This is a genomic window from Streptomyces sp. NPDC043952 (genome assembly GCF_056435325.1).
This window is the reverse complement of the sequence record NZ_JBWKES010000043.1, coordinates 8,712-28,026: the sequence shown is the minus strand read 5'-3', so window position 1 is coordinate 28,026 and position 19,315 is coordinate 8,712. Positions and strand designations below refer to the sequence as shown.

Annotated in this window: 13 protein-coding genes and 2 pseudogenes; 13 read left to right on the top strand and 2 right to left on the bottom strand. The window is 71.3% G+C overall.

The genetic code is table 11. The features are described 5' to 3' along the window. Positions 1-518: 518 nt before the first annotated feature. From AC069R_RS30555 to AC069R_RS30520, 8 genes and pseudogenes are all read left to right on the top strand, one after another. Positions 519-1,457, top strand: coding sequence for a phenylacetate--CoA ligase family protein (locus AC069R_RS30555; RefSeq protein ID WP_478769970.1), 939 nt, complete (start codon positions 519-521; stop codon positions 1,455-1,457). Then, complete coding sequence (locus AC069R_RS30550) at positions 1,454-2,809, top strand: MFS transporter (RefSeq protein WP_478769969.1); 1,356 nt, start codon at positions 1,454-1,456, stop codon at positions 2,807-2,809. The genes AC069R_RS30555 and AC069R_RS30550 overlap by 4 nt, the downstream gene beginning before the upstream one ends. After that, positions 2,806-3,945: a GNAT family N-acetyltransferase gene (locus AC069R_RS30545; RefSeq protein ID WP_478769968.1), complete on the top strand. Its 1,140-nt coding sequence runs from the start codon at positions 2,806-2,808 to the stop codon at positions 3,943-3,945. Before AC069R_RS30550 ends, AC069R_RS30545 begins: the two co-directional genes overlap by 4 nt. After that, positions 3,942-5,108, top strand: coding sequence for a LuxE/PaaK family acyltransferase (locus AC069R_RS30540; protein WP_478769967.1), 1,167 nt, complete (start codon positions 3,942-3,944; stop codon positions 5,106-5,108). Before AC069R_RS30545 ends, AC069R_RS30540 begins: the two co-directional genes overlap by 4 nt. Further along, positions 5,105-7,621 (top strand): acyl-CoA reductase, encoded by a 2,517-nt coding sequence (locus AC069R_RS30535; protein ID WP_478769966.1) that lies wholly within the window; start codon positions 5,105-5,107, stop codon positions 7,619-7,621. Before AC069R_RS30540 ends, AC069R_RS30535 begins: the two co-directional genes overlap by 4 nt. Positions 7,622-7,759: 138 nt before the next feature. After that, positions 7,760-7,854: pseudogene (locus tag AC069R_RS30530) on the top strand. 380 nt (positions 7,855-8,234) lie between these two features. After that, entirely contained in the window at positions 8,235-9,491 is a 1,257-nt protein-coding gene (locus tag AC069R_RS30525; protein WP_478769965.1) for a putative adhesin, read from the top strand. Continuing rightward, positions 9,491-9,907 (top strand): DUF6000 family protein, encoded by a 417-nt coding sequence (locus AC069R_RS30520; RefSeq protein ID WP_478769964.1) that lies wholly within the window; start codon positions 9,491-9,493, stop codon positions 9,905-9,907. Before AC069R_RS30525 ends, AC069R_RS30520 begins: the two co-directional genes overlap by 1 nt. Positions 9,908-10,057: 150 nt before the next feature. Here AC069R_RS30520 and AC069R_RS30515 read toward each other — a convergent pair whose 3' ends face one another. Both AC069R_RS30515 and AC069R_RS30510 read right to left on the bottom strand, forming a co-directional pair. Further along, positions 10,058-10,870, bottom strand: a complete 813-nt coding sequence (locus tag AC069R_RS30515) for a hypothetical protein (protein ID WP_478769963.1) — start codon at positions 10,868-10,870, stop codon at positions 10,058-10,060. Positions 10,871-10,947: 77 nt separating this feature from the next. Continuing rightward, positions 10,948-11,589, bottom strand: a complete 642-nt coding sequence (locus AC069R_RS30510) for an RNA polymerase sigma factor (protein WP_478769962.1) — start codon at positions 11,587-11,589, stop codon at positions 10,948-10,950. 331 nt (positions 11,590-11,920) lie between these two features. Here AC069R_RS30510 and AC069R_RS30505 point away from each other — a divergent pair, with 331 nt between their 5' ends. The 5 genes and pseudogenes from AC069R_RS30505 (at position 11,921) to AC069R_RS30485 (ending at position 19,192) form a co-directional block, all read left to right on the top strand. Continuing rightward, complete coding sequence (locus AC069R_RS30505) at positions 11,921-13,990, top strand: hypothetical protein (protein ID WP_478769961.1); 2,070 nt, start codon at positions 11,921-11,923, stop codon at positions 13,988-13,990. A gap of 52 nt (positions 13,991-14,042) precedes the next feature. Next, positions 14,043-14,399: pseudogene (locus AC069R_RS30500) on the top strand (winged helix-turn-helix domain-containing protein); the annotation flags it as partial. Positions 14,400-14,584: 185 nt separating this feature from the next. Continuing rightward, entirely contained in the window at positions 14,585-15,979 is a 1,395-nt protein-coding gene (locus AC069R_RS30495) for a HAMP domain-containing sensor histidine kinase (RefSeq protein WP_478769999.1), read from the top strand. Between the two features lie 5 nt (positions 15,980-15,984). Then, on the top strand, positions 15,985-17,973 hold the full coding sequence (locus tag AC069R_RS30490) for a glycoside hydrolase (RefSeq protein WP_478769960.1): 1,989 nt from the start codon (positions 15,985-15,987) through the stop codon (positions 17,971-17,973). 1,087 nt (positions 17,974-19,060) lie between these two features. After that, entirely contained in the window at positions 19,061-19,192 is a 132-nt protein-coding gene (locus tag AC069R_RS30485; RefSeq protein WP_478769959.1) for a hypothetical protein, read from the top strand. The last annotated feature ends 123 nt before the right edge of the window (positions 19,193-19,315 follow it).

Genomic DNA, 19,315 nt, shown 5'->3' with positions numbered 1-19,315 from the left:
CGTGAATTCGTCGCCTCCGGGCCAAGCCCATTGCCTGAAAGGCCCGTTGATGCAAACCCGTTCCGAATGGTGAGATACGCTGAGTGGCAGCGGTTGATGAAACGGTCCTCCGGCCCGACCTCCGGGGTGGACCGAATCCTCCGTACCCCCGTCGTGCCCAGGGTCGCCGACGGGTACTCCTCTTCGAGCAGGAATTGATGCCCGTTCAATCATTGGCGGAGCTGGTACGCTTCGCGCGCCTCAACTCACCGTTCTACCAACAGCTTTACTCGCACCTTCCCGACCAGGTCACCCAGCTCACGGACCTACCGGTCGTGCCCCAGGCGGAATTCTGGCGGGCCAACTCACCCCGCGAGAACACACTGCTGACAGCTCCGCTGGAGGAAGCGGTCGTCTTTCGCAGCGGCGGAACCACAGGATCCCCGAAGTTCTCCTGCTACACACGCGCGGAATGGCGGGAATTCACCTCCGCTTTTGGTGCCGGACTTGTCAACGCCGGTCTTCGGCCGGGCCATCGAGTGGCCGATCTGTTCTACGCCGGAGACCTGTACGCGAGTTTCACCTTCATCCTGGATTCACTGCACCGCTCCCCGGTGGCCAACGTACGGCTTCCCCTGGGCGGCGCGACACCCTGGGAATCCACCGCGGCCACCTTGGAGGAGTTCCGCGTCGAGGTCGTCGCCGGCACCCCGACCACCCTCTGCGCGCTCGCCGAACGCCTCACCGCGGCCGGCCGGGCCCTGCCCGACGTCGAGCTCCTCTTCTTCGGCGGGGAGTGCCTCTTCGGCGACCAACTCCCGCTGCTCGGCAAGGCGTTCCCGAACGCCGAGGCCCGCTCACTGGGCTATGCGAGCGTCGACGCGGGCCTCCTCGGCGAGGCCGTGCCCGGCGGCGACCCGCGGGTGCACCGCGCGTTCGTCCCGCACACGGCCGTGGAGATCCTCGACGACGAGGACGTGCCCGTCGAGGACACCGGCGTCGCGGGACGCCTGGTCGTCACGGATCTGCGCCGCCGGCTGATGCCGGTACTGCGCTATCCGGCGGGCGACCGCGCGGAGTGGGTGGACCGGGACGCGGGCGTCTTCCGCATTCTCGGCCGCGCCGAGGAGGGCGTACGGGTCGGCCCCGTCTCCCTCTACACCGAGGACGTGCACGACGTCGTACGCGGCGTCGACACGGCGGGCGAGATCACCGGGCTCCAGCTCGTGATACGCCGCCAGGACGGCCGCGACGGCCTCGTACTGCGCCTCGCCACCGGCGAACCCGCCGACCGGCACGGCGCGTTGGGCGCCGCCGTGGCCGCGGCCGTCCTCGCCCAGCGGCCGGCCTACACCGGCGCGGCGGACGCCGGACACGTGAACCCGCTCACCGTCGAGTGGGCACGGCACCAGGATCTCGCCGTCAACTCCCGTTCCGGGAAACTGGTACGGGTCGTCGACGAACGGCCGCACTCATGAGCGCGGCCGCCCCGCGCGGCCGGCGCCTGCCGCTGGTGCTGCGCAATCCCTCCTTCGGCCGGGTGTGGACCGCTCAGCTCCTCACCCAGGCAGCGGGCCGGATGTTCCAGGTGGGCGCGGTCTGGTGGCTCGTCGGCTTCGCCGGGGGCGAGCGGCGCGGTCTGGAGTCGGGCCTCTTCCTGATGGTGAGCACCCTCCCCGCGGTCGCGCTCGCCCCCGTGGTCGCCCGTGTCGTCGCGCGCCACGCGCACCGCACGGTGCTGGCCGTCGCCGCGGCCGTGGCGGGCTCCGTCGCCGTACCGGTGGCACTCTGGGCGTACGCCAGTGAGCTGCCCATGGCCGCGGTGTACGCGGTGGGCCTGGCCCTGGCCGCCTGCCAGGCGGTGTTCGACCCGTGCCTGACGACATCGGTGCCCGAACTGGTCGAGGACACCGACATCGAGGCCGCCACCGGCTTCGAACTGTCCACCCAGTCGCTGGCCGGACTCGGTGGCGGACTGCTCGGGCCGCTCCTGGTCGACGCGGGCGGTCTCCCGGCGGTCGTGGCCGTCTGCGGCACCGCCTATCTGCTCGCCGCCCTGCTGGTCGCCTCGGCCCGTTTCCGCCAGGCGACCGGCACGTCCGACGCGCCGCAGGATCCACAGGACCAACAGGACGCGCCGGACGGCTCCATAGCGGGAGAGGGAGAACACGGCAGGCCACCCGCGCGCCGGACGCTACGCCGGATCCTGGCCGGGCTCCCGGTCATCCGCCGTGTGCTGCTCTGCTTCGCCGCCGCGAACCTGTTCACCACCGCCGTCTACGTCGTCATGCCGCTGTACACCCGCGGGGTGCTGCACTCCACCGGGTCGACCGTCGCCACCCTGGAGGCCGCGCTCGGCGCGGGCACCCTCGTCGGCTCCTTCACCGGGGCGCGCGTACCCGGCCGGCCGGTCGCCGTCGGCAGCGCCTGCCTGGCCGTGATGGCCGTGGCGCTCGGGCTGCCGGGCCTGTGGGCCGGGCACGCGACGGCGATCGGCGCGCTGGCCGTCGCCGGGTGGTGCGTCGGCGTGATCGGCGTCCGCTTCGTGGCCCTGTTCCAGCGCCTGGTGCCCGCGGCCGACAAACCCGGCTTCTTCGCGGTCATGCAGGCCCTCCTCGGAGCCACCTTCCCGCTGTCCTCCCTCGTCTTCGGCACGCTCGGCGACCACCTGGGCGCGCGAGCGCTCTGCCTCGTCCAGGGCGCCGGACTGGTCCCGGTCGCGCTCGCGCTGTGGTGGCTCGGCGGACGCGCGCGGCCCGACGCGCCGCGCACCTGCGCCGGCGTCGCGGCGACGGCCGCGCACCCCATCCCGGCGGGGGAGACGTCATGACCGTCCTCCTCGCCCCGGCGGCGGTCCAGGACATCGCCGAACTGCGGCAGTTGTACTTCGACGTGTACGGGCACGGCTACCCGGTGCCGCTCGGCAGCGACCCGGCCGTGATGCGCCGGATGATCACGGACGGCTCCGCCCACTGGCTCACCGCCCGTACGCCCCGTGGGGACCTCGTCGGCTCCGCCGTCGTGCAGACGGACGCGGGCAGCCGCGTCGGCAAGCTCCTCGGGCTCGCCGTGCACCCCGCGCACCGCGGCGGCGGACTGGCCTCCCGGCTGACCGGCGCGGTGTGCGAGGCTGCCCTGGCCACCGGTGTGCCCGACTCGCTCTACGCCACCGTCCGCGTCGTCACCGAGGGCCCGCAGCACGTCGTCGTACGCAACGGCTTCCGGCCCCTCGGCCTGCTGCCCAACGCCGTCGAGGTCGACGGCTGCGAAAGCCTCGCGCTCTTCGCCCGCTACGCCGACGGCGTGCTGGAACGGCGGGCCCCCGTGGACCGCGTGCCCGAGCGCCTCACGGGACTGCTGGCCGCCGCGTCCGCGGGCATCGGCATCGACTGCGCCGGCACGGCACGGCCCGTCGCCCTCGACAGCGTGCCCCGCCGGGCCTTCGGGGCCGAGCCGATCGAGCTGATCTCCGCCCCGGCCTTCGTCCGCCGCCGCTTCCTCGAACGGTTCCCCCGCGCCGCCGACCGCTTCTTCCCCCTGCACACCCCCAACGCGCTGCTGGTCGCGGCCGACGGCGGCTTCGAGGCGTACGCCGACCTCGACCCGGTGGCGGGCAGCTGCGCGCTCGTGGCGGTCCACCCGCGCCCCGCGGCGCTGACCGGCGCCCTGGAGGCGCTGATGACCACGGTCACCCGCGCCGGTGCCGACTACGCCGAGACCCTGCTGCCGCTGGCCGACACCGAGGCCCTGGAGATCTTCCTGGCCTCCGGGTTCGTACCGAGCGCGGTCTACCCGGCGATGCGGCGCGTCGGCGACCGGCTGCACGACTACGTGGTGCTCTCCCGCACCAGCCGGCAGATCGACTTCCGTACGACGGCCGTGAGCCCGCTGCTCCAGCCCTACCTCGGCGCCTATCTGAGCGCCTGGGCCTCCACCTATCTGCCCCTTCACGAGGTGTCCCGATGAACCCCCATCTCGCTCCCGTCGAGGTCCCCGACCCGGCGGCACTCGGCCAGGTGCAGCGCCTGTGCGACCTGGCGGACCCGTACGCGACCGGCGCCGAGGCCGACGGGCTGTTCGCCGCCGCCATGGCCGAGACCAACGCCTGGCACGCCGCACGGTCCCCGTTCTTCGCCGCCCTGCTCCAGGAGCAGCCCGAGATCCCGGCGCCGACCGTCGGCGACGGAGTGCGCACCCCGCTGGTGCCGGCCGCGTTCTTCAAGCGCCACGAGGTGCTCTCCGTCCCCCGCGACGAGGTGTTCCTGCACCTGACCTCCTCGGGCACCACCGGGCAGAAGTCCCAGATGTTCTTCGACCGGTGGACGATCCGCTCGGCCCAGCGCATGGTGGCCCGGATCTTCGACCACTACGGCTGGATCATCCCCGACCGGCCGGTCAACTACCTGCTGTACAGCTACGAGCCCGCGCCGTCGCTGAAACTGGGCACGTCGTTCACCGACAACTACCTGTGCGACTTCGCCCCGGCCCGGCACACCACCCACGCGCTGCGGCACACCGGCTCCGGCCACGAGTTCGACGTGCACGGCTGTATCGCCGCGCTTCAGCGCTACGCCGACGAGGACGCGCCGGTCCGCATCCTCGGCTTCCCGGCTTTCCTGTACTTCACCCTGGAGCGGATGAAGGCCATGGGCATGGCCCCGCTGCGGCTGCCCGAAGGGTCGCTGGTGGTGCTCGGCGGCGGCTGGAAGGGCCACACCGACCGGCAGATCGGCAAGGACGAGTTCCGCGCCGCGGTCACCGAACGCCTCGGCATCCCGGCCGAGTCCGTCCGCGACACCTTCGGCTCCGTCGAGCACTGCGTGCCGTACGTCGAGTGCGCGCACCACCGGCTGCACGTTCCCGTGTGGTCGCGCGCCGCGGTCCGCGACCCGGGGACGCTGCGCCCGCTGCCGTACGGCGAACCCGGCTTCCTGCACCTGGTCAGCCCGTACATCACCTCCGTACCGGCGCAGAGCGTCGTCATGGGCGACCTCGCCTCGCTGCACCCGGGCGAGGAGTGCCCCTGCCCGCTGTCCACCGACTGGTTCACCGTGCTCGGCCGCGCCGGGGTGAGCCGCAACCGCAGTTGCGCGGTCGCCGCCGCCGAAATGATGAAGGGAATGTCGTGACCGCTTCCGCACCCGTACTCCACCTCTGGCAGGGCGAGTTCGTCGACGACGCCGAGGCAGGACGGCGGATGGCCAATCTGCCGGAGACGGCCGCCCGCGTCCTGGAGCGCCCGCTGCCCACCGACGTCGTGCTCGGCGCCTGCGCGGCGGTCGGCGCGGACCTGGCCGGCCCCGGCTCCGCCCTCCACGCCCGGCTGGCGGCCCACCTGCCCGCCGCGGAAGCCGGATCCACCCTGGCCGAACTGGCGGGCGCGCTCACCCGGCAGGCACTGGAACGCAAGCTGCGCCGGGAACTGGGCGGTCTGCGTCCGGAGCGCCTGACCCGGCCGGACGGCCGCGAAACGGTGTTCGAGTCCTGGGCGCCGGTGGGGCTCCTGGTGCACATCGCACCCGGCAACGCGGCCGCGGTCGCCCCGCTGAGCGTCGTGGAGGGTCTGCTCGCCGGGAACGTCAACGTCCTGAAGACGAGCGGCTCGGACACGGCGCTCGCCCTCGACCTGCTGGCCGCGCTCGCGGCGGCCGACCCGAGCGGACTGATCGCCGAGCGAGTGATCGCCCTGCGCTTCCCCTCCTCGCGCCGCGACTGGCTGGAGACCCTGTGCGGGCAGGCCGACGCCATCGCGGTCTGGGGCGGTGAGGAGGCGGAGGGCGCGGTGCGTGAACTGGCGCCGCCCGGCTGCCGCGTCGTCGCCTGGGGGCACCGGATCTCCTTCGCCTACCTGACCCGGGCGGCGGCGGCCGAGGACGGCCTGCTGGACGCGCTGGCCGAGGACGTCTGCCGCATCGAGCAGCAGGCCTGCTCCAGCCCGCAGGTGGTCTATCTCGACACCGAGGACACCGAGGAGGTCTTCGCGTTCGCCGGCCGGTTCGCCGAGCGGCTCGCGAAGGTCTCCGGCGCGCGCCCCGCGCCCCGCCCCGGCCCGGCCGAGCTGGCGGAGATCACCACCGTGCAGCAACTCGCCCGGCTCGAAGAGCACTTGGGTCTCACTCGGGTGTTCACGGGTGAGGACGGCTCCTGGCGGGTGCTGGCGGACACCCGCTCCGCGCTCGCGGCCTCTCCGCTGCACCGCAGCGTCTGGGTCAAGCCGCTGCCCCGGCACCGGATCACCGGGACCCTGCGGCCCATGCGCCGCTACCTCCAGACCGCGGCCGTCGGCGGCGGCCGGACGGACGTGGCCGCGCTGTCCCGCGCCCTGTTCGCCGCCGGCGTCACCCGGATCACCCCGGTCGGCTCCATGCTGGACGGCTACGAAGGCGAGCCGCACGACGGCGTGTACGCGCTCCAGCGCTACAGCCGCCGGGTGAGCGTGCGGGCGGCGGACGCGGAGTTCGGGCCGGTGGCGTGCCTGGACGACCTGGTGTCCGCCCCGGTCCTGCCCCCGGTCCCGGACGCGCCGCTGCTCGGCAAGGAGGGCGTGCAGCGCGCGCTGGCCGAACTGGACGCGCGCCACGCCCACCTGTACTTCCGCAGTGGCGGTTCCACGGGCGCGCCCGCGCTGTCGGTGTTCACCGTCGACGACTACGACAACCAGATGCGGGCCGCGGCCGACGGGCTGCTCGCCGCCGGCTTCGACCCGGCGCGGGACCGCGCGGCCAACCTGTTCTACTGCGGCGGGATGTACGGGAGTTTCATCAGCTTTTTCTCCATCCTGGAGCGGCTGAACGCGACCCAGCTGCCGATGGCCGCCGGACCCGACCACGCCACGGTCGCCGAGGCACTGGTCGCCCACCGGGCGGACACCGTGTTCGGCATGCCGTCCTACCTGTGGCAGCTGTTCCACGCCGAGGCCGACCGGCTGCGCGCGTACGGCGGCATCCGCACGGTGTTCTACGGGGGTGAGCACTTCACCGGTGAGCAACGCCGCGTCCTCATGGAGGAGTTCGGCGTCGAGGTGATCCGGTCCGCCGCGTACGGCAGCACCGACCTCGGGCCGCTGGGCTACCAGTGCGCCTCCTCCGACGGCTCGGTCCACCACGTGCTGACCGACCTGCACACCCTTGAGATCCTCGACCCGGAGGGCGACCGGCCGGTGGTACCCGGCGAGCCCGGACGGCTGGTGTTCACGACCCGGGCACGCGCGGGCCAGCGGCTGGAACGCTACGAGATCGGCGACCTGGGGCGCGCCATCGAGGGCCCGTGCGCCTGCGGCAGCCATGTACCCCGGCTGGAACTGCTCGGCCGCTACGGCGACGTCGTGCGCGTCGGCACGTACTTCCTCAACTACCGGCGCGTCGTCGCCGCGGCGCAGGAGCGGCTCGCCTACCACGGCGAGGTGCAGCTCGTGGTCCGCTCCGGCGCCGACCGGGAGGAGCTGACGATCCGCCTGGACGAGCAGTACGCCGACGACCCCCGGGCCGCGCACCGCGCTCTGGCGGCGGAGGTGCCGGAGCTGGCCTCCGCCGAGACGGAGGGCCTGCTGGCCCTCACCGTGGAGACGGTGCCGAGGGAGGCGTTCGAGCGCACCGCGACCAGCGGGAAGCTGCGCACGGTCATCGACCTGCGCGCGGCATAGCCGAGGGCGAGGGCGGCGCGTCCGTACGACGCTGACGCGCCGCCCGCGCGGCGGCGCGTCCGTGTCAGCGGCGCGTCAGCGGTTCCTGCCAGTCTTCTTCCTGTGAACGGCACCGGGGACCACCGGGGCCGGGAGCAGGGAGAGGTGCCCGGAGTGGTTGATCGGGGACCGCCGAGTCCGTCTCGAGGTCGGGCCCTTCGGGGCCCACGCAGGTTCGAATCCTGCCCTCTCCGCCTCCAGGGCCCGCGTGCGGGCGGAAGCGCGGGCATGCGGGACCGGGACGCGAGGCGGCCGGCAGCCGCGAACCGGAGAACCCCTGTGCTCAGCCGCCTCGCCGATCATCTGATCACCGCCGTCGGACGGCTGACGATCACCGCCGCCGAAGACGCCGGCCTCCTCCCCCGGCCGGGATCATCGCGGCCGACCACATCTCACTCGCGGACCCCGCCCTCGCGCGGCTGTGCCCGCGTCATCTCGCGCGGGTCGAGGGGCGTCACCATTCCCGTGACGTCACGGGGGATTGCCCCGACAGCTGCCCCATCAGCCTATTTTCGCGGTTAATTCCGCGTCACAATAAGGTCGACATGCCCTTCGGGAAAGGTTGGTCGACAGAATGCCAAGGCGTTATGTACTGGGACACGGCGAGGCCGTCGGCAGTGATGTCGTGCTCCCTGCCGGGATGACGGTCAGGTTCTACTGTTCCCCTGGGAAGAGTCTGCACATGGCCAGGGGTGTCAGGATGGCTGTCAGGGCTGCCGAGGGTCAGGACATACAGACTGTCGCAACCGGCCCGACGGTGAGGAACATGGAGTTCAGCCGGTTCGACAGCAGTCAGTCCAAGCAGGTCAGGAAGCTGATCAGAGACCATGCAGATAGCTTCGACCTGTGTGGCGAAGTGGAATGGCTGCCCGACGGGATACAGCTGTGCAACTCCCCGGACAACGCCAACTGCATGCAGGGACGTCATGAATGCGAAGGTGTACTCGATGTATATGACAGCACGTCGGACATCGACATCGTCGCGTGCCGGACTTCGGATGAGAGGGCTCAGGTCGACTACGGCGGCGGGGCTACGGTTGACGACATACGCACCTCGCAGACCTTCCTGGACACCAACAGGCTGTGCGACCTGCTCGAGAAGGAGCGGAGGGCGGGGCGGCAGTACGACGGAGAATTCGGAAGGGAATTCGATGCACTGCCCGAGGATCAGCAGGCATTTTTCATGCTGGCCGCCGATGAAGTGAAGTACTGGTGGTATCTGCGGGATCTGTGGCAGCACACCGACCAGTTCGACAACGCCGAACTATTGCTGCACCGACTGACTCAGCTCAGGGAAAATTTCCGGTCGATCTACGAGGATCTGTTGTGCGATTGGCTGATGAGTTCCATCGTCACCAGTATCGTGCCGATATACAGGGCAGAGCGAGCGGCAGGTGAGAACTTCTACGAGGGGGTCTCATCGGATATCGCTCGCATACTGATGGGGAGGGGGGAGGATGACCCGTACCTAAAGTTCGCAAAAGATGCGGATCCGACCTACGCGGAATGGCTCCCATTTCTTCGTATCTACGTGGAGAGCGGCGGGAACTTCAGCGCCGGCACAAACCTCGAAGATTACTTGAACAAGCACTGGATTCCCCGTGCGGATCTCACCATGATGAATTGGCTCGGGCACGACGGCCTGGTGATCGACGCCGTTACGGAGCCCACGATACTGCGTCTGATGATGCGAAAGTCGATTCTGCAGGGCAACCCGGACGAAGCCCTCGCCAGCTACAACGAGACATCCCTCGACGCAAGGGGCCTCGTGTGGAGCGATGAACACCTGGCAGCGTTCCTGACCAGCCACGGGGTCCAGTCGTCTGGCTGATGTGCCGGCGTCCGTGCTCCACGCTGCAGGTGAGGCGAGGTGGGGCGAGGTGCCGGCTGCAGCCAGGCGCCTCGGTTTCCGACAACGTGCTCAGCATCCCCTTCGAAGGCAGCTGGCGAGAGCGGCGCACGGCGGCGTGGCTCGCCGCCATCTCCCGCCGTGACCACTTCCGCGAGCATCTGGGGGCGCTGCTGCTGGAGAGCGAGGTCTGCTGCGCGGGTGGGGCCTACTGCCTGGCGCTGGCGAGTTTCGGCACCGCACGGGACGCCGACGGCCATGGGCGCCCTGGTGTACGCCGACTCCTTCCTGCACGGCGACCGGACGAGCCGCCTCCTCCGGAGGGCGGCCTGTGGCGGCAGTGGTTGCAGGACGCGCCCCCCCCATGCACGGTGATGGCGGCATCGCCACCTGCCTGAGCGGCATCCGCCTCGTGTGCGCCGTCATCGACGCATGCGCCGGCACCTGACCATCCGTCTGCGGCAAGGGGTACGACGACGAGCACGTGCGCCGATGGTTACGCGGGCAAGGCGTCACGCCCTGGATCGCGCGCAAGTCGCAGGGCGGGGTTACTCGGAGGTGCCGGTGAACTGCGGGTCCTTTTTCTGGTTGTAGATCTCCTTGCCGGCCGCGTTGTAGGCATGGATGTACGGGGTCGACATCGCAGCGACGGTTTTGGGGGCGAGCGACCCGGTGGAGAAGGCCGCCGAGTAGAAGAACGCGCCGCCTGCCATGAGCGCCGGGTACTGCTTCGGGTTCTCTCCGTAGCTGACGGTGATCTTGGCGACGCCGGGTGTGTAATGTCCGGCACCGAGTGAGAGGTACCGCCCTTGGCCGGTCCGCTGGCCGATGGAGTCGAAGTACTCCACGACGTGGCCGGTGCCCCACAGGCGGTTGTTGATGAACGTCGGTGGGACGTCCTGGCTGCTGCCCCGCTCGCCCTTGGTCTGGCATTGCACGTACTGCCCGGCCGGGTCGACGGCGATGACCGCGCCGTCCCAGTCCTTGGCGGCGGCAGGGGTACGGACGGCGATCACCGGGTGGAATCTCGCGGCATCCGATCCCAGGCAGGTCGCCAGGATCCTGGCGACGGACCCCGCCTTGATCGGGGTCGTCGTCGCGCTGGTGAGGGTGAACGCGGGGGAAGCAGAGGTCGAAGGGGCCGAGGACGGCGACGAGCCCGAACCCCCGCTCGGGCTCGGTGACGCGGCGGCGCTCGTCGGGCCTACACCGCTGCCGGCCTGGACGGGCTCAGCGGCCCTCTCCCCGCCGAAGGCGGTGACAGCCGCGATGCTCACCGCCGCTACACCGGCGGCGATACTCAGCGGCAGCCCCCACCTGCGCGCCAGCGAATTCTGCTTGTCCTCGGGATAGATCTTCATCAGTAGGTCCTCTCGGGTCCGCCGGTGATCCGGCAGGTCACGATCGGGGGGAGGCGCCAAAATCCCTTGGGTGTCGTTCATCGTGCGACCTCCTCCGCGGAGACGGGATTCTTCGAACTGGACGACGCGCCTGGTCCGTCGGCGAGGTCGGCCCCCAACCTGCGCCGTGCGCGGTGCAGTCGGGACTTCACGGTTCCCACCGCCACCCCCAGCGCCGCCGCGGCCGCCTGCTGATCCAGGCCTGACCACATGCACAGCTCGACGACCTCGCGTTCGTGGCGCGGGAGCCGGGTCAGCGCCCGGTGGAGCTGCGACATCCGGCGCTCGTCGTCGACCTGGCCGGCGACGCGGTCCGCGTGGTCGCCCACCGGCTCGTCATGTGAGACGAGCCGCCGCAGCAACGCCTCGGCCCGTCGCAGCCGCCGCCTGGTGTTCGACAGCAGGCGTTCCGCGATGCCCAGCAGCCACGGCAGGGCGGAATCGCGGTCCAGCACGATCTCCGACCGCCGGCGCCAGGCATGAAGGAACACCGCCGAGGTGAGATCCTCGGCCTCCGACCAGTCGGCCGTCCGCCGGAACAGGTGGTTGTAGACGGTCTTGGCATGACGGTCGAAGATCCGGCCGAACGCTTCCCGGTCGCCGTCGACCGCCCGCGCCCACAGCTCCCGGTCGGATATCCCTCCGGCGGATACGGTGGGACCGGCGTCGTTCACTTCCATGACCTGTATGTGTCCGGCACCCGGCCGAAGGTTCCCGCTGACCTCGTACCTTTTTCGCTGTCGTACGCGGGTGGCGGCAGCCCGTGGTGGCAGCGCGTCGAGGGGTGGCGAGGTGATCGATGGGGCACGCCATCGTGCACCGACTCCGGAATTCCGCGCTGCCCGGAAATCCCCCTTCGGGCGGGTGCCGGTTGCGCACACTCGTCCACGGGCCGCCCATCGTGCTGCGGCACATCGGATCGGTGAGGGGCCATCAGCCCGCGCCGGACAGACAACTCGCCGGCGGATCACGTGAGTAGGCCGGCCAGAGCAGGACCGGAGACCACAGGCCATGACGCGCTTCACCGCCGCGGATTTCCCCTTCTTGAAGGACCCCGAGTTCGACTTCGTCGCGTTGCAGGGTGTGAAGAAGGTCCCCAGCAAGCTCAAGAACCTGCAAGCTCCGCAGAACCGGATCTTCTCGCGGCTTTTCTCGCAGTACCTCACGTACCTCGGTGGCGGTGAGGAGGTCGCCAAGTACGCCTTCATCGAGCGCTGCGCCAAGGACAGTCCGAGCATGGTGGCGAAGCTGGCGAAGGGCGGGGAGAAGGCGATAGCCGCGTTCCCCGCGGACAAACAGTCCGAGGCCCGCGCCTTCCTGGCGAACCAGGCGGCCCTGGAAGACCGGTTCAGGTCCTTCCTGCCCATCGTGCGGAACCTCGTCGGGTTCGCCGCCGAGGCTCCGGCGAGCGTCGGCCAGGAGATCATTTACCAGGCGGTCGGGCGCGAGGAATTCGTGAAGGCGCACCGCGAGGTCGCCGCGAAAATGCTCATGACGGTGCAGCGCGTCGTTCCCCGAGCCCTGGACCAGTGGTCCTCTCTGGCCAAGGCGACCGAGGGCGACCCGACCTTCTCCGGGCACCGGCTCGCGGTGAAGCAGGACGGCGAGATCCGCGAGCGGATCGCCGGTTTCGGCGTCTATGCGACGGATTACCTGCACAAGGTGGACAGGGTGTTCGCGGCCGCGACGGATGGCTCGTTCCACGAGCTCCAGGTGGCCGCGAAGGAGTGCACCGACAAGTTCGACGTCATCGTCGGCCTGACCGTCGAAGCCGGCGAAGCCGTGCGCAAGTGGGCGGTCAAGATCGCCGAGAAGAACATCGTCAAGGACTTCTCCCAGCACTTCTCCAGCGAGTCCGACATGCTGATCGTCCTCAGCACGACGGTGAGTCAGCTGACCAGCATGATGAAGTACGTCGGCCTCGTCGTCAGCGTGGCGGTACCGGGGTCGTTCATCGCGGGGCTTCCGATCACCGGCGCCGGGTTCGTCCTGAAACAGGCGACCAAGCACGGGGTGAAGAAGTACAAGTCCACGAAGGCGAAGGAGAAGCTGGCCGGGAATCTCGACGCGGTCGAGGAGGAGCTGAGGAAGGGCATCGCGCAGAACCACACGGTCCCCGACAAGGTCAGGAAGGCGAACACCCAGTTCAAGCGCGGCAAGTACGCGGCCGGGAAGCTGGAGGACGTGCGTGCGGGCATCGCGGACGACGCGGGATTCCTGCCCGCCGTGCAGGGCGCCGCGGCGGGCGCGGCCGGTGTGATGGGCGTGGCCGATGACGTTCTGGGCATCGCGTCGGACGTTCTCAAGGGGCCCATGTACCCGCTGAAGTACATCGACATCCTGGAGCACGACCCGAAGAACTACCGGCAGCTCGGCACTCCCGAGCAGATCGCGCGCATCGTCGCCGGGGTCAGGTCGGCGTGGGGCATGCAGCAGAACATGGGCCTGACACACGAGCGCTTCCAGTACGACGCCGAGAACTCGACGGCCGGAAGGCACCGCATCGCCTTCGACAACTGGTGGGGGTACATGGACGACCTGGGCGGGTTCGAGCCCGACGACCCCAACTACGCCATGAAGGACCTCGTGTGGGACGGCCTGACGCAGGGGAAGTTCCGGTGCCTGTGGTACGACGACGCGTATGTCGAGTGGGGACAGGCCCAGTACCAGCGGTCGGCCGGGACCCGGATCTTCTATGCCGCCGAGGCCCGCACGTACACCCCCGAGGGTTACCCCCTCTACCTGCCGGCGGCCGAGGTCTTCGTCGACTACCGGGACATGACGTGGAACTTCACCATGAGCCCGGAGCTGGCCGCCCAGGTGGACGAGCAGCGGAACCTCTCCGAGGAGGTGCTGCACCTCATCCGTACGATCGACCCGCAGCGCAACCATCTCGACCAGTCGTTCTCCAGCGACGACGGGACCCTGACGTTCTACGCCCCCGAGAACCCGTTCGACGACATCCCCGAGGGCGAACGGGGCCCGTACGTCCGGGCGTTGAGGAGGTACCGCGAGATCGAGCAGAGCCATCCGAATGTCACCCGTACGATGACGGAGCAGTTCTACACCGTCTACGTGTGAGCGCAGCGCCTGCCGGACGGGTGATGGATCACGGTCGGTCCGCCCGCGGCCGGTGGCACGCGTGCGGGCCCTGCTGCGCCGCTCCGGTGCCGCCGGGCCCGCGGCCGGGGCGGAGCTGTCCTTCGCCGATCTCGTCGTCGATCCGGTCACCCGCTCCGGGCGGCGTGGCGCACGGACCGTCGAGTTCAGCCGTACCGAGTTCTCCTTGCTGGAGCTGCTGCTACATCATCCCGGACAGGTGCTGCCGAGGAGCGTGATCCTGGAGCGCGTGTGGGGCCGCGACTTCGGGCCGGAGTCCAACTCGCTCGCCGTGTACGTCGGTTATCTGCGGCGCAAGCTGGAGGCCGGGGGCGAGCCGCGGCTGGTGCACACCGTGCACGGCGTCGGCTACCGGCTGGACCTGCCGTGAGGGGCCCGCGGTGGCGCCGGGGAGGTGGGGCAGGCGGGTGGCCGTGGCTCCGGGGCGGAGGGACGGGCCGGCGGCCGTGGCGCCGGGACGGTAGGACGGGCCGGCGGCCGTGGCGCCGGGACGGAGGGACGGGCCGGCGGCCGTGGCGCCGGGGTGGCGGGGCGGGCGGGTGGCCGCGGCGCCGGCTGCGCACGCGGCTGACCCTCGCGGCCTCGGCCGCCGTCGCGGCCGTCGTGGTGGGGGTCTGCGCCGCCGCGTTCCTGGTGATCCGGCATCAGCTGCTGCACCAGCTGGATCTGCACCTGACCCAGTCCGCGCGGCTGGCCGCCCAGCAGTACCGGCGGGAGCCGCCGGGCGTCGTCCAGGGGGAGTGCCGGTATCTCGCCGCCCCGGCCTGCGCCCAGCTGGTGCCGGCCCGTGCCGGGGACGATCCGGCGGAGCCCTATCTGCTGCCGGTGACCGGCGCCACCCGCCAGGTGGCGGCCGGTACGCGCGGCCCGTACTACAGCGAACTCCGCCTCGCCGGTCACCGCGCCCGGATGCTGACCACCCCGCAGGGGTCGGGCCGGGCCCTCCAGGTCGCGGTGCGCGCCGACACCGTCGGGCAGGGGGTGCGGCAGGCCGCCGGGCTGCTCGGCGCCGTCGGCGCGGCCGGTGTGGTGCTGGCCGGGGGACTCGGCTTCTGGGTCTCCCGGACGGGCCTCGCCCCCGTGGCCCGGCTGACCGCGACCGCGGAGCGCATCGCCGCCACCCGCGACGCCCGCCACCGCATCGAGCTGCCCCCGGCGCGGGCGGACGGCGACGAGCTGACCCGGCTCGCCGCCGCCTTCAACACCATGCTCGGGGAGCTGGAGAAGTCGGTGACCGCCCAGCGCCGGCTGGTCGCCGACGCCTCCCACGAACTGCGCACCCCGCTCACCGCGCTGCGCGCCAACGCCGATCTGCTGGTCCGCTCCGACCGGCTGACCGGGGCGCAGCGCGAGCGGGCGGCCGGCGCGGTCGGCCGTCAGCTGCGCGAGGTCACCGTCCTCGTCGACGACCTGATCGAACTGGCCCGCGAGGAGGAGCCGGACCCGCTGGTGGAGGACGTCCGGCTGGCGTCGGTCGTCGCCCACGCGGTCGACGCGGCCCGCGACCACTGGCCGGACGTACCCTTCCGGCTGCGGATCGCTCAGGACGCGCAGAGCGGGACGGTGGCGGGCGTACCGGCGCGGCTGTCCCGGTTGCTGTCGAGCCTGCTCGACAACGCGGCCAAGTTCAGTCCGCCCGGCCGTCCCGTCGAGGTCACCCTGGCCCGTGCGGAGCGGGGCGCGGTCCTGGAGATCCGCGATCACGGGCCCGGTATCGCCGCCGAGGACCTGCCGTACGTCTTCGACCGCTTCTACCGGGCCCGTACGGCCCGTGCCCTGCCCGGTTCCGGGCTGGGGCTGGCCATGGCGCGCCAGATCGCCCGCGCGCACCACGCCGACCTCAGCGCGGGGAACGCGCCCGGCGGCGGCGCGCTGTTCCGGCTGCGGATACCGGACTTCGCCGCGCCGGGCGGCCTCTCACAAGTCTCTTATCCCGGACCACCACCGTGACGGTCATGAAGGCGAGGAAGATCAGGAAGACCAGGAAGAAGGTCGTCGCGCTGAGCGGCGCCCTCGCGGTGCTCGGCGTGGTGGGCACGGCCACCGCGTTCGGTGACGGCGGCGGTGACCGGCAGCGCGTCGAGGTGCACGGGGGCCGGGTGACCGTGCCCGTCGCGGGTGGACACGCGACGGTGGACACGGCGTCCCTGGCCGTGCGCGCACAGGCCGACGACGGCCGCGGCTGGCAGCTCTCGGCGCCCGCCGCGGGCGGCCTGGGCCCCGCCGGGAAGGTGTCGGTGCGCGGCGGCGAGGCCACGTGGCGCTATCCGTCGGCGGGCTTCACCGTGACGGCGGCCGCCCGCGAGGGACGCCTGGCGGTGTCGGTGCGCTCCGACCGGGAGACCACGTTGAACTGGCCGGTGACCGGCGGCGACGCGGCCGTCCGGGAGATGCAGCTACCGCGCGGCGAGGGCCTGTCGGTGCCGGTCGCCGACCGGTGGTGGAACTCGCCGAAGGCCGGGCTGGCCGGCAGCGAGGTGGGCGTCTCCGACGGACTGACCATGCCGTTCTGGGGCACCAGCCTCGCGGGCGGGCACGGTTCGAGTTATATCGCCGAGTCCGACATCGACAGCACGCTGGAGTTCGTCTCCACCGGCGGCCGTCTGCGCGCCGAGGCGCGGCACGCGTTCCCGGCGCGGGAGGGCACCCGGAACTACAAGATCACTTTCGCGCTCACCGACGGCTCGCCGGTGGCCGCCGCCCGCGACTACCGTGCCTGGCTGCTCGGCCACGGCGGCATCACCACCCTGCGCGCGAAGATCGCCGCGAACCCCGCGGTGGGCAAGCTGGTGGGCGCCTTCCACGCCTACACCTGGGGGCAGGCCCGCACCGCCGAGGGCGTACGGCGGCTGCGAAAGCTCGGCATCGACCGGATGTGGCACGGCTACGACGCCGACGGCTCCCCCATGGACGCGGGGGCCGTCGCGCTCGCCGAACGCTCCGGGTACCTCGTGGGGCCGTACGACTCCTGGGCCAATGCCCAGGACCCGGAGTCGGCCGACACCCCGGTGTCGAAGTGGCCGTCCCCGGTGTGGCCGGACGCCTGTGTGCGGGGCGCGGACGGCAAGCCGGTCACCGGTTTCGGCGGGCGCGGCTGCTACGTCAGCTCCGAGGCGCTCAGGCGGGCCGAGCCGTCGGAGCACTATCTCGCCGACCGGGTGCGGGAGATGACTGCAGGCGGCGCCGACAGCTACTTCCTCGACGTCGACGCGGCCGGTGAGCTGTTCACCGACCGGTCCCCCGCGCACCCGATGACCCGAGCGCAGGACCGGCGGAACCGGCTGGAGCGCATGGCCTGGCTGTCCGGCGACCGGAAGCTGGTTCTCGGCTCGGAGAGCGCCGGTTCCTGGGCGAACAAGGTGGTGGCCTTCAGCCACGGTTCGGGCACGCCCGTCACCGACGGGCTGTGGGCGCTGGAGCGGGACCGGGCGAACTGGGGCGGCTACGCCCCGGCCGGCGCGCCCGCGGTCTACTTCAAGCCCGTCCACCTGCCGGACGACCTCGCCAAGGCGATGTACGACCCGAGGTACCGGGTGCCGCTGTACCAGACGGTGCTGCACGACTCGGTGATCAGCACCGAGCGCTGGGAGCTGTCCTGGTCGAAGCTGCCAAACCAGAGCCGCACCCGCGCGCTGCTGGCGATGCTGTACAACGTGCCGCTCAACCTGGTGCTCGACCAGTCCGAACTGGACGCGCACGGCAAGCAGATCGCGGCGTTGCAGAGGTACTTCGAGCCGTTGCACAAGGCCGCGGCCACCCTGCCGATGACCGGCTTCCGCCGGGTGACGCCGGACAGCCTGGTGCAGCGGACGACCTTCGGTGACGGCGCGCTGACCGTGACCGCGAACTTCTCCACCGCGACGTACGAGGGCCTGCCCGGCGGGTGTGTCGACGCGGTGGTCAAGGGGGGCAAGGCCCGGCGCGTGTGCCCGCCGGGGCTGTGACCGCCGGGGGCCGCCGGTGACCTCCGGGCTGTGACCGCCGGGGGGCGCCGGGCCGGTGACCGTGCGGGTCCGGTGGGCCGGTGTGGTCCGGTGGGCCGGCGGGCGCTCTGAGGGGAGGGCGGCGTGGGGGGCGGAAGGCGCAGTTCCCGGAGCACCGAGACGTCAAGGGCGCGCTGGAAGATACCAGTTTCCGTCCGAAGTCCGAGCAGACGCGACTGAAGCCGCTGTCCTCGTACTCGGTGTGCTCCGTGTAGTCCATGTACTCGATCATGAAGACATGGTTGGCGTACGGCTTGGCGTGGTCCGCGCACGGCGCACGGAGCCTCACGGCCTGGACGTGTCCGACGAGTTCAGGCGCTGTGGTGGCGAGCCTGCCGTCGAACTGAACATCGGACGTTGCTTCCGGCGGCCGGGGCGGCCATGCCGTGCCGGTCATCGTCATGCCGTTCGCCGTGCCGAGCCCGAGTGGTTCAGACGACGTACGACCGTGCTGGTGCGCCGCTTCGTCCGTGTCGGCGCCGGCCGCCCCCTCTCGCAAACGTCAGCGCCGCGGCCGCTTCCAGGCTGCCGAGTGGGCCGGTCCACCGGTTCTCCGGAAGGACGACGCAAGCCGCCGGAGCGCGGTGGACGGTGATGTACGGGCGTGGATCGGGCTCCGCGTTCCGCCGGGCGGACAGACCGCTGGGCGGCCACTTTGGTCTTGTTCAGGTCGTGCCGGGCCCTCAGAGCGGCACGAGTTCACTCGTGGCGTGTGGTTCGTGTGTGAGCTTCAGCACGCCGACGCGGGGACCTGGCACGCCGTATCAGACGCTCCGTCACAGACTTGGGCAGGTAAGGGGTTTGAGCATCACTTGAGCTTCGGATCCAGCGGTCGAGCGACCGCTCAGCATGGCACTGAGTGCCATAACTCCCCCTGCTGGTGCACGAGTTGCCGGGAAACGAGATCCGTCGCGCTCCGGTAAAGTCAGCTCACCTCTTACCCCAGGGCCTGCGCATACGCGTGGACTTCCCCGGGGGGTCCACGACGTCGTGGCCTCCAGGGAGCTGCGAAATCCGCAGCCTCCAGAGGAATGGGGTGATAGGCCCGATGACTGAGCTTGTCGAGTCGGAGGGGCACTGCCCGTGCTGCAGCAAGCGGGACCGGCCCGAACGGGTCGCCCGCTGGCTGGGGGTCCTGGCCCGCGTGATCTACGAGATCGCGCTGAACTGGCCCTGGTAGCGGAAGGCCCCGACCTGAGGGTCGGGGCCCGGGGGGGGGGGGGGGGGGGGGGGGGGGGGGGGGGGAGGGTGGGGGGGGGGGGGGGGGGGGGGGGGGGGGGGGGGGGGGGGGGGGGGGGGGGTA

Excerpts from the sequence above, each read along its gene's own strand:
- AC069R_RS30550 (WP_478769969.1), top strand. The coding sequence starts at position 1,454 with ATGAGCGCGGCCGCCCCGCGCGGCCGGCGCCTGCCGCTGGTGCTGCGC.
- AC069R_RS30545 (WP_478769968.1), top strand. The coding sequence starts at position 2,806 with ATGACCGTCCTCCTCGCCCCGGCGGCGGTCCAGGACATCGCCGAACTG.
- AC069R_RS30540 (WP_478769967.1), top strand. The coding sequence starts at position 3,942 with ATGAACCCCCATCTCGCTCCCGTCGAGGTCCCCGACCCGGCGGCACTC.
- AC069R_RS30525 (WP_478769965.1), top strand. The coding sequence starts at position 8,235 with ATGCCAAGGCGTTATGTACTGGGACACGGCGAGGCCGTCGGCAGTGAT.
- AC069R_RS30520 (WP_478769964.1), top strand. The coding sequence starts at position 9,491 with ATGTGCCGGCGTCCGTGCTCCACGCTGCAGGTGAGGCGAGGTGGGGCG.
- AC069R_RS30515 (WP_478769963.1), bottom strand. The coding sequence starts at position 10,870 with ATGAAGATCTATCCCGAGGACAAGCAGAATTCGCTGGCGCGCAGGTGG.
- AC069R_RS30510 (WP_478769962.1), bottom strand. The coding sequence starts at position 11,589 with ATGGAAGTGAACGACGCCGGTCCCACCGTATCCGCCGGAGGGATATCC.
- AC069R_RS30505 (WP_478769961.1), top strand. The coding sequence starts at position 11,921 with ATGACGCGCTTCACCGCCGCGGATTTCCCCTTCTTGAAGGACCCCGAG.
- AC069R_RS30490 (WP_478769960.1), top strand. The coding sequence starts at position 15,985 with ATGAAGGCGAGGAAGATCAGGAAGACCAGGAAGAAGGTCGTCGCGCTG.
- AC069R_RS30485 (WP_478769959.1), top strand. The coding sequence starts at position 19,061 with ATGACTGAGCTTGTCGAGTCGGAGGGGCACTGCCCGTGCTGCAGCAAG.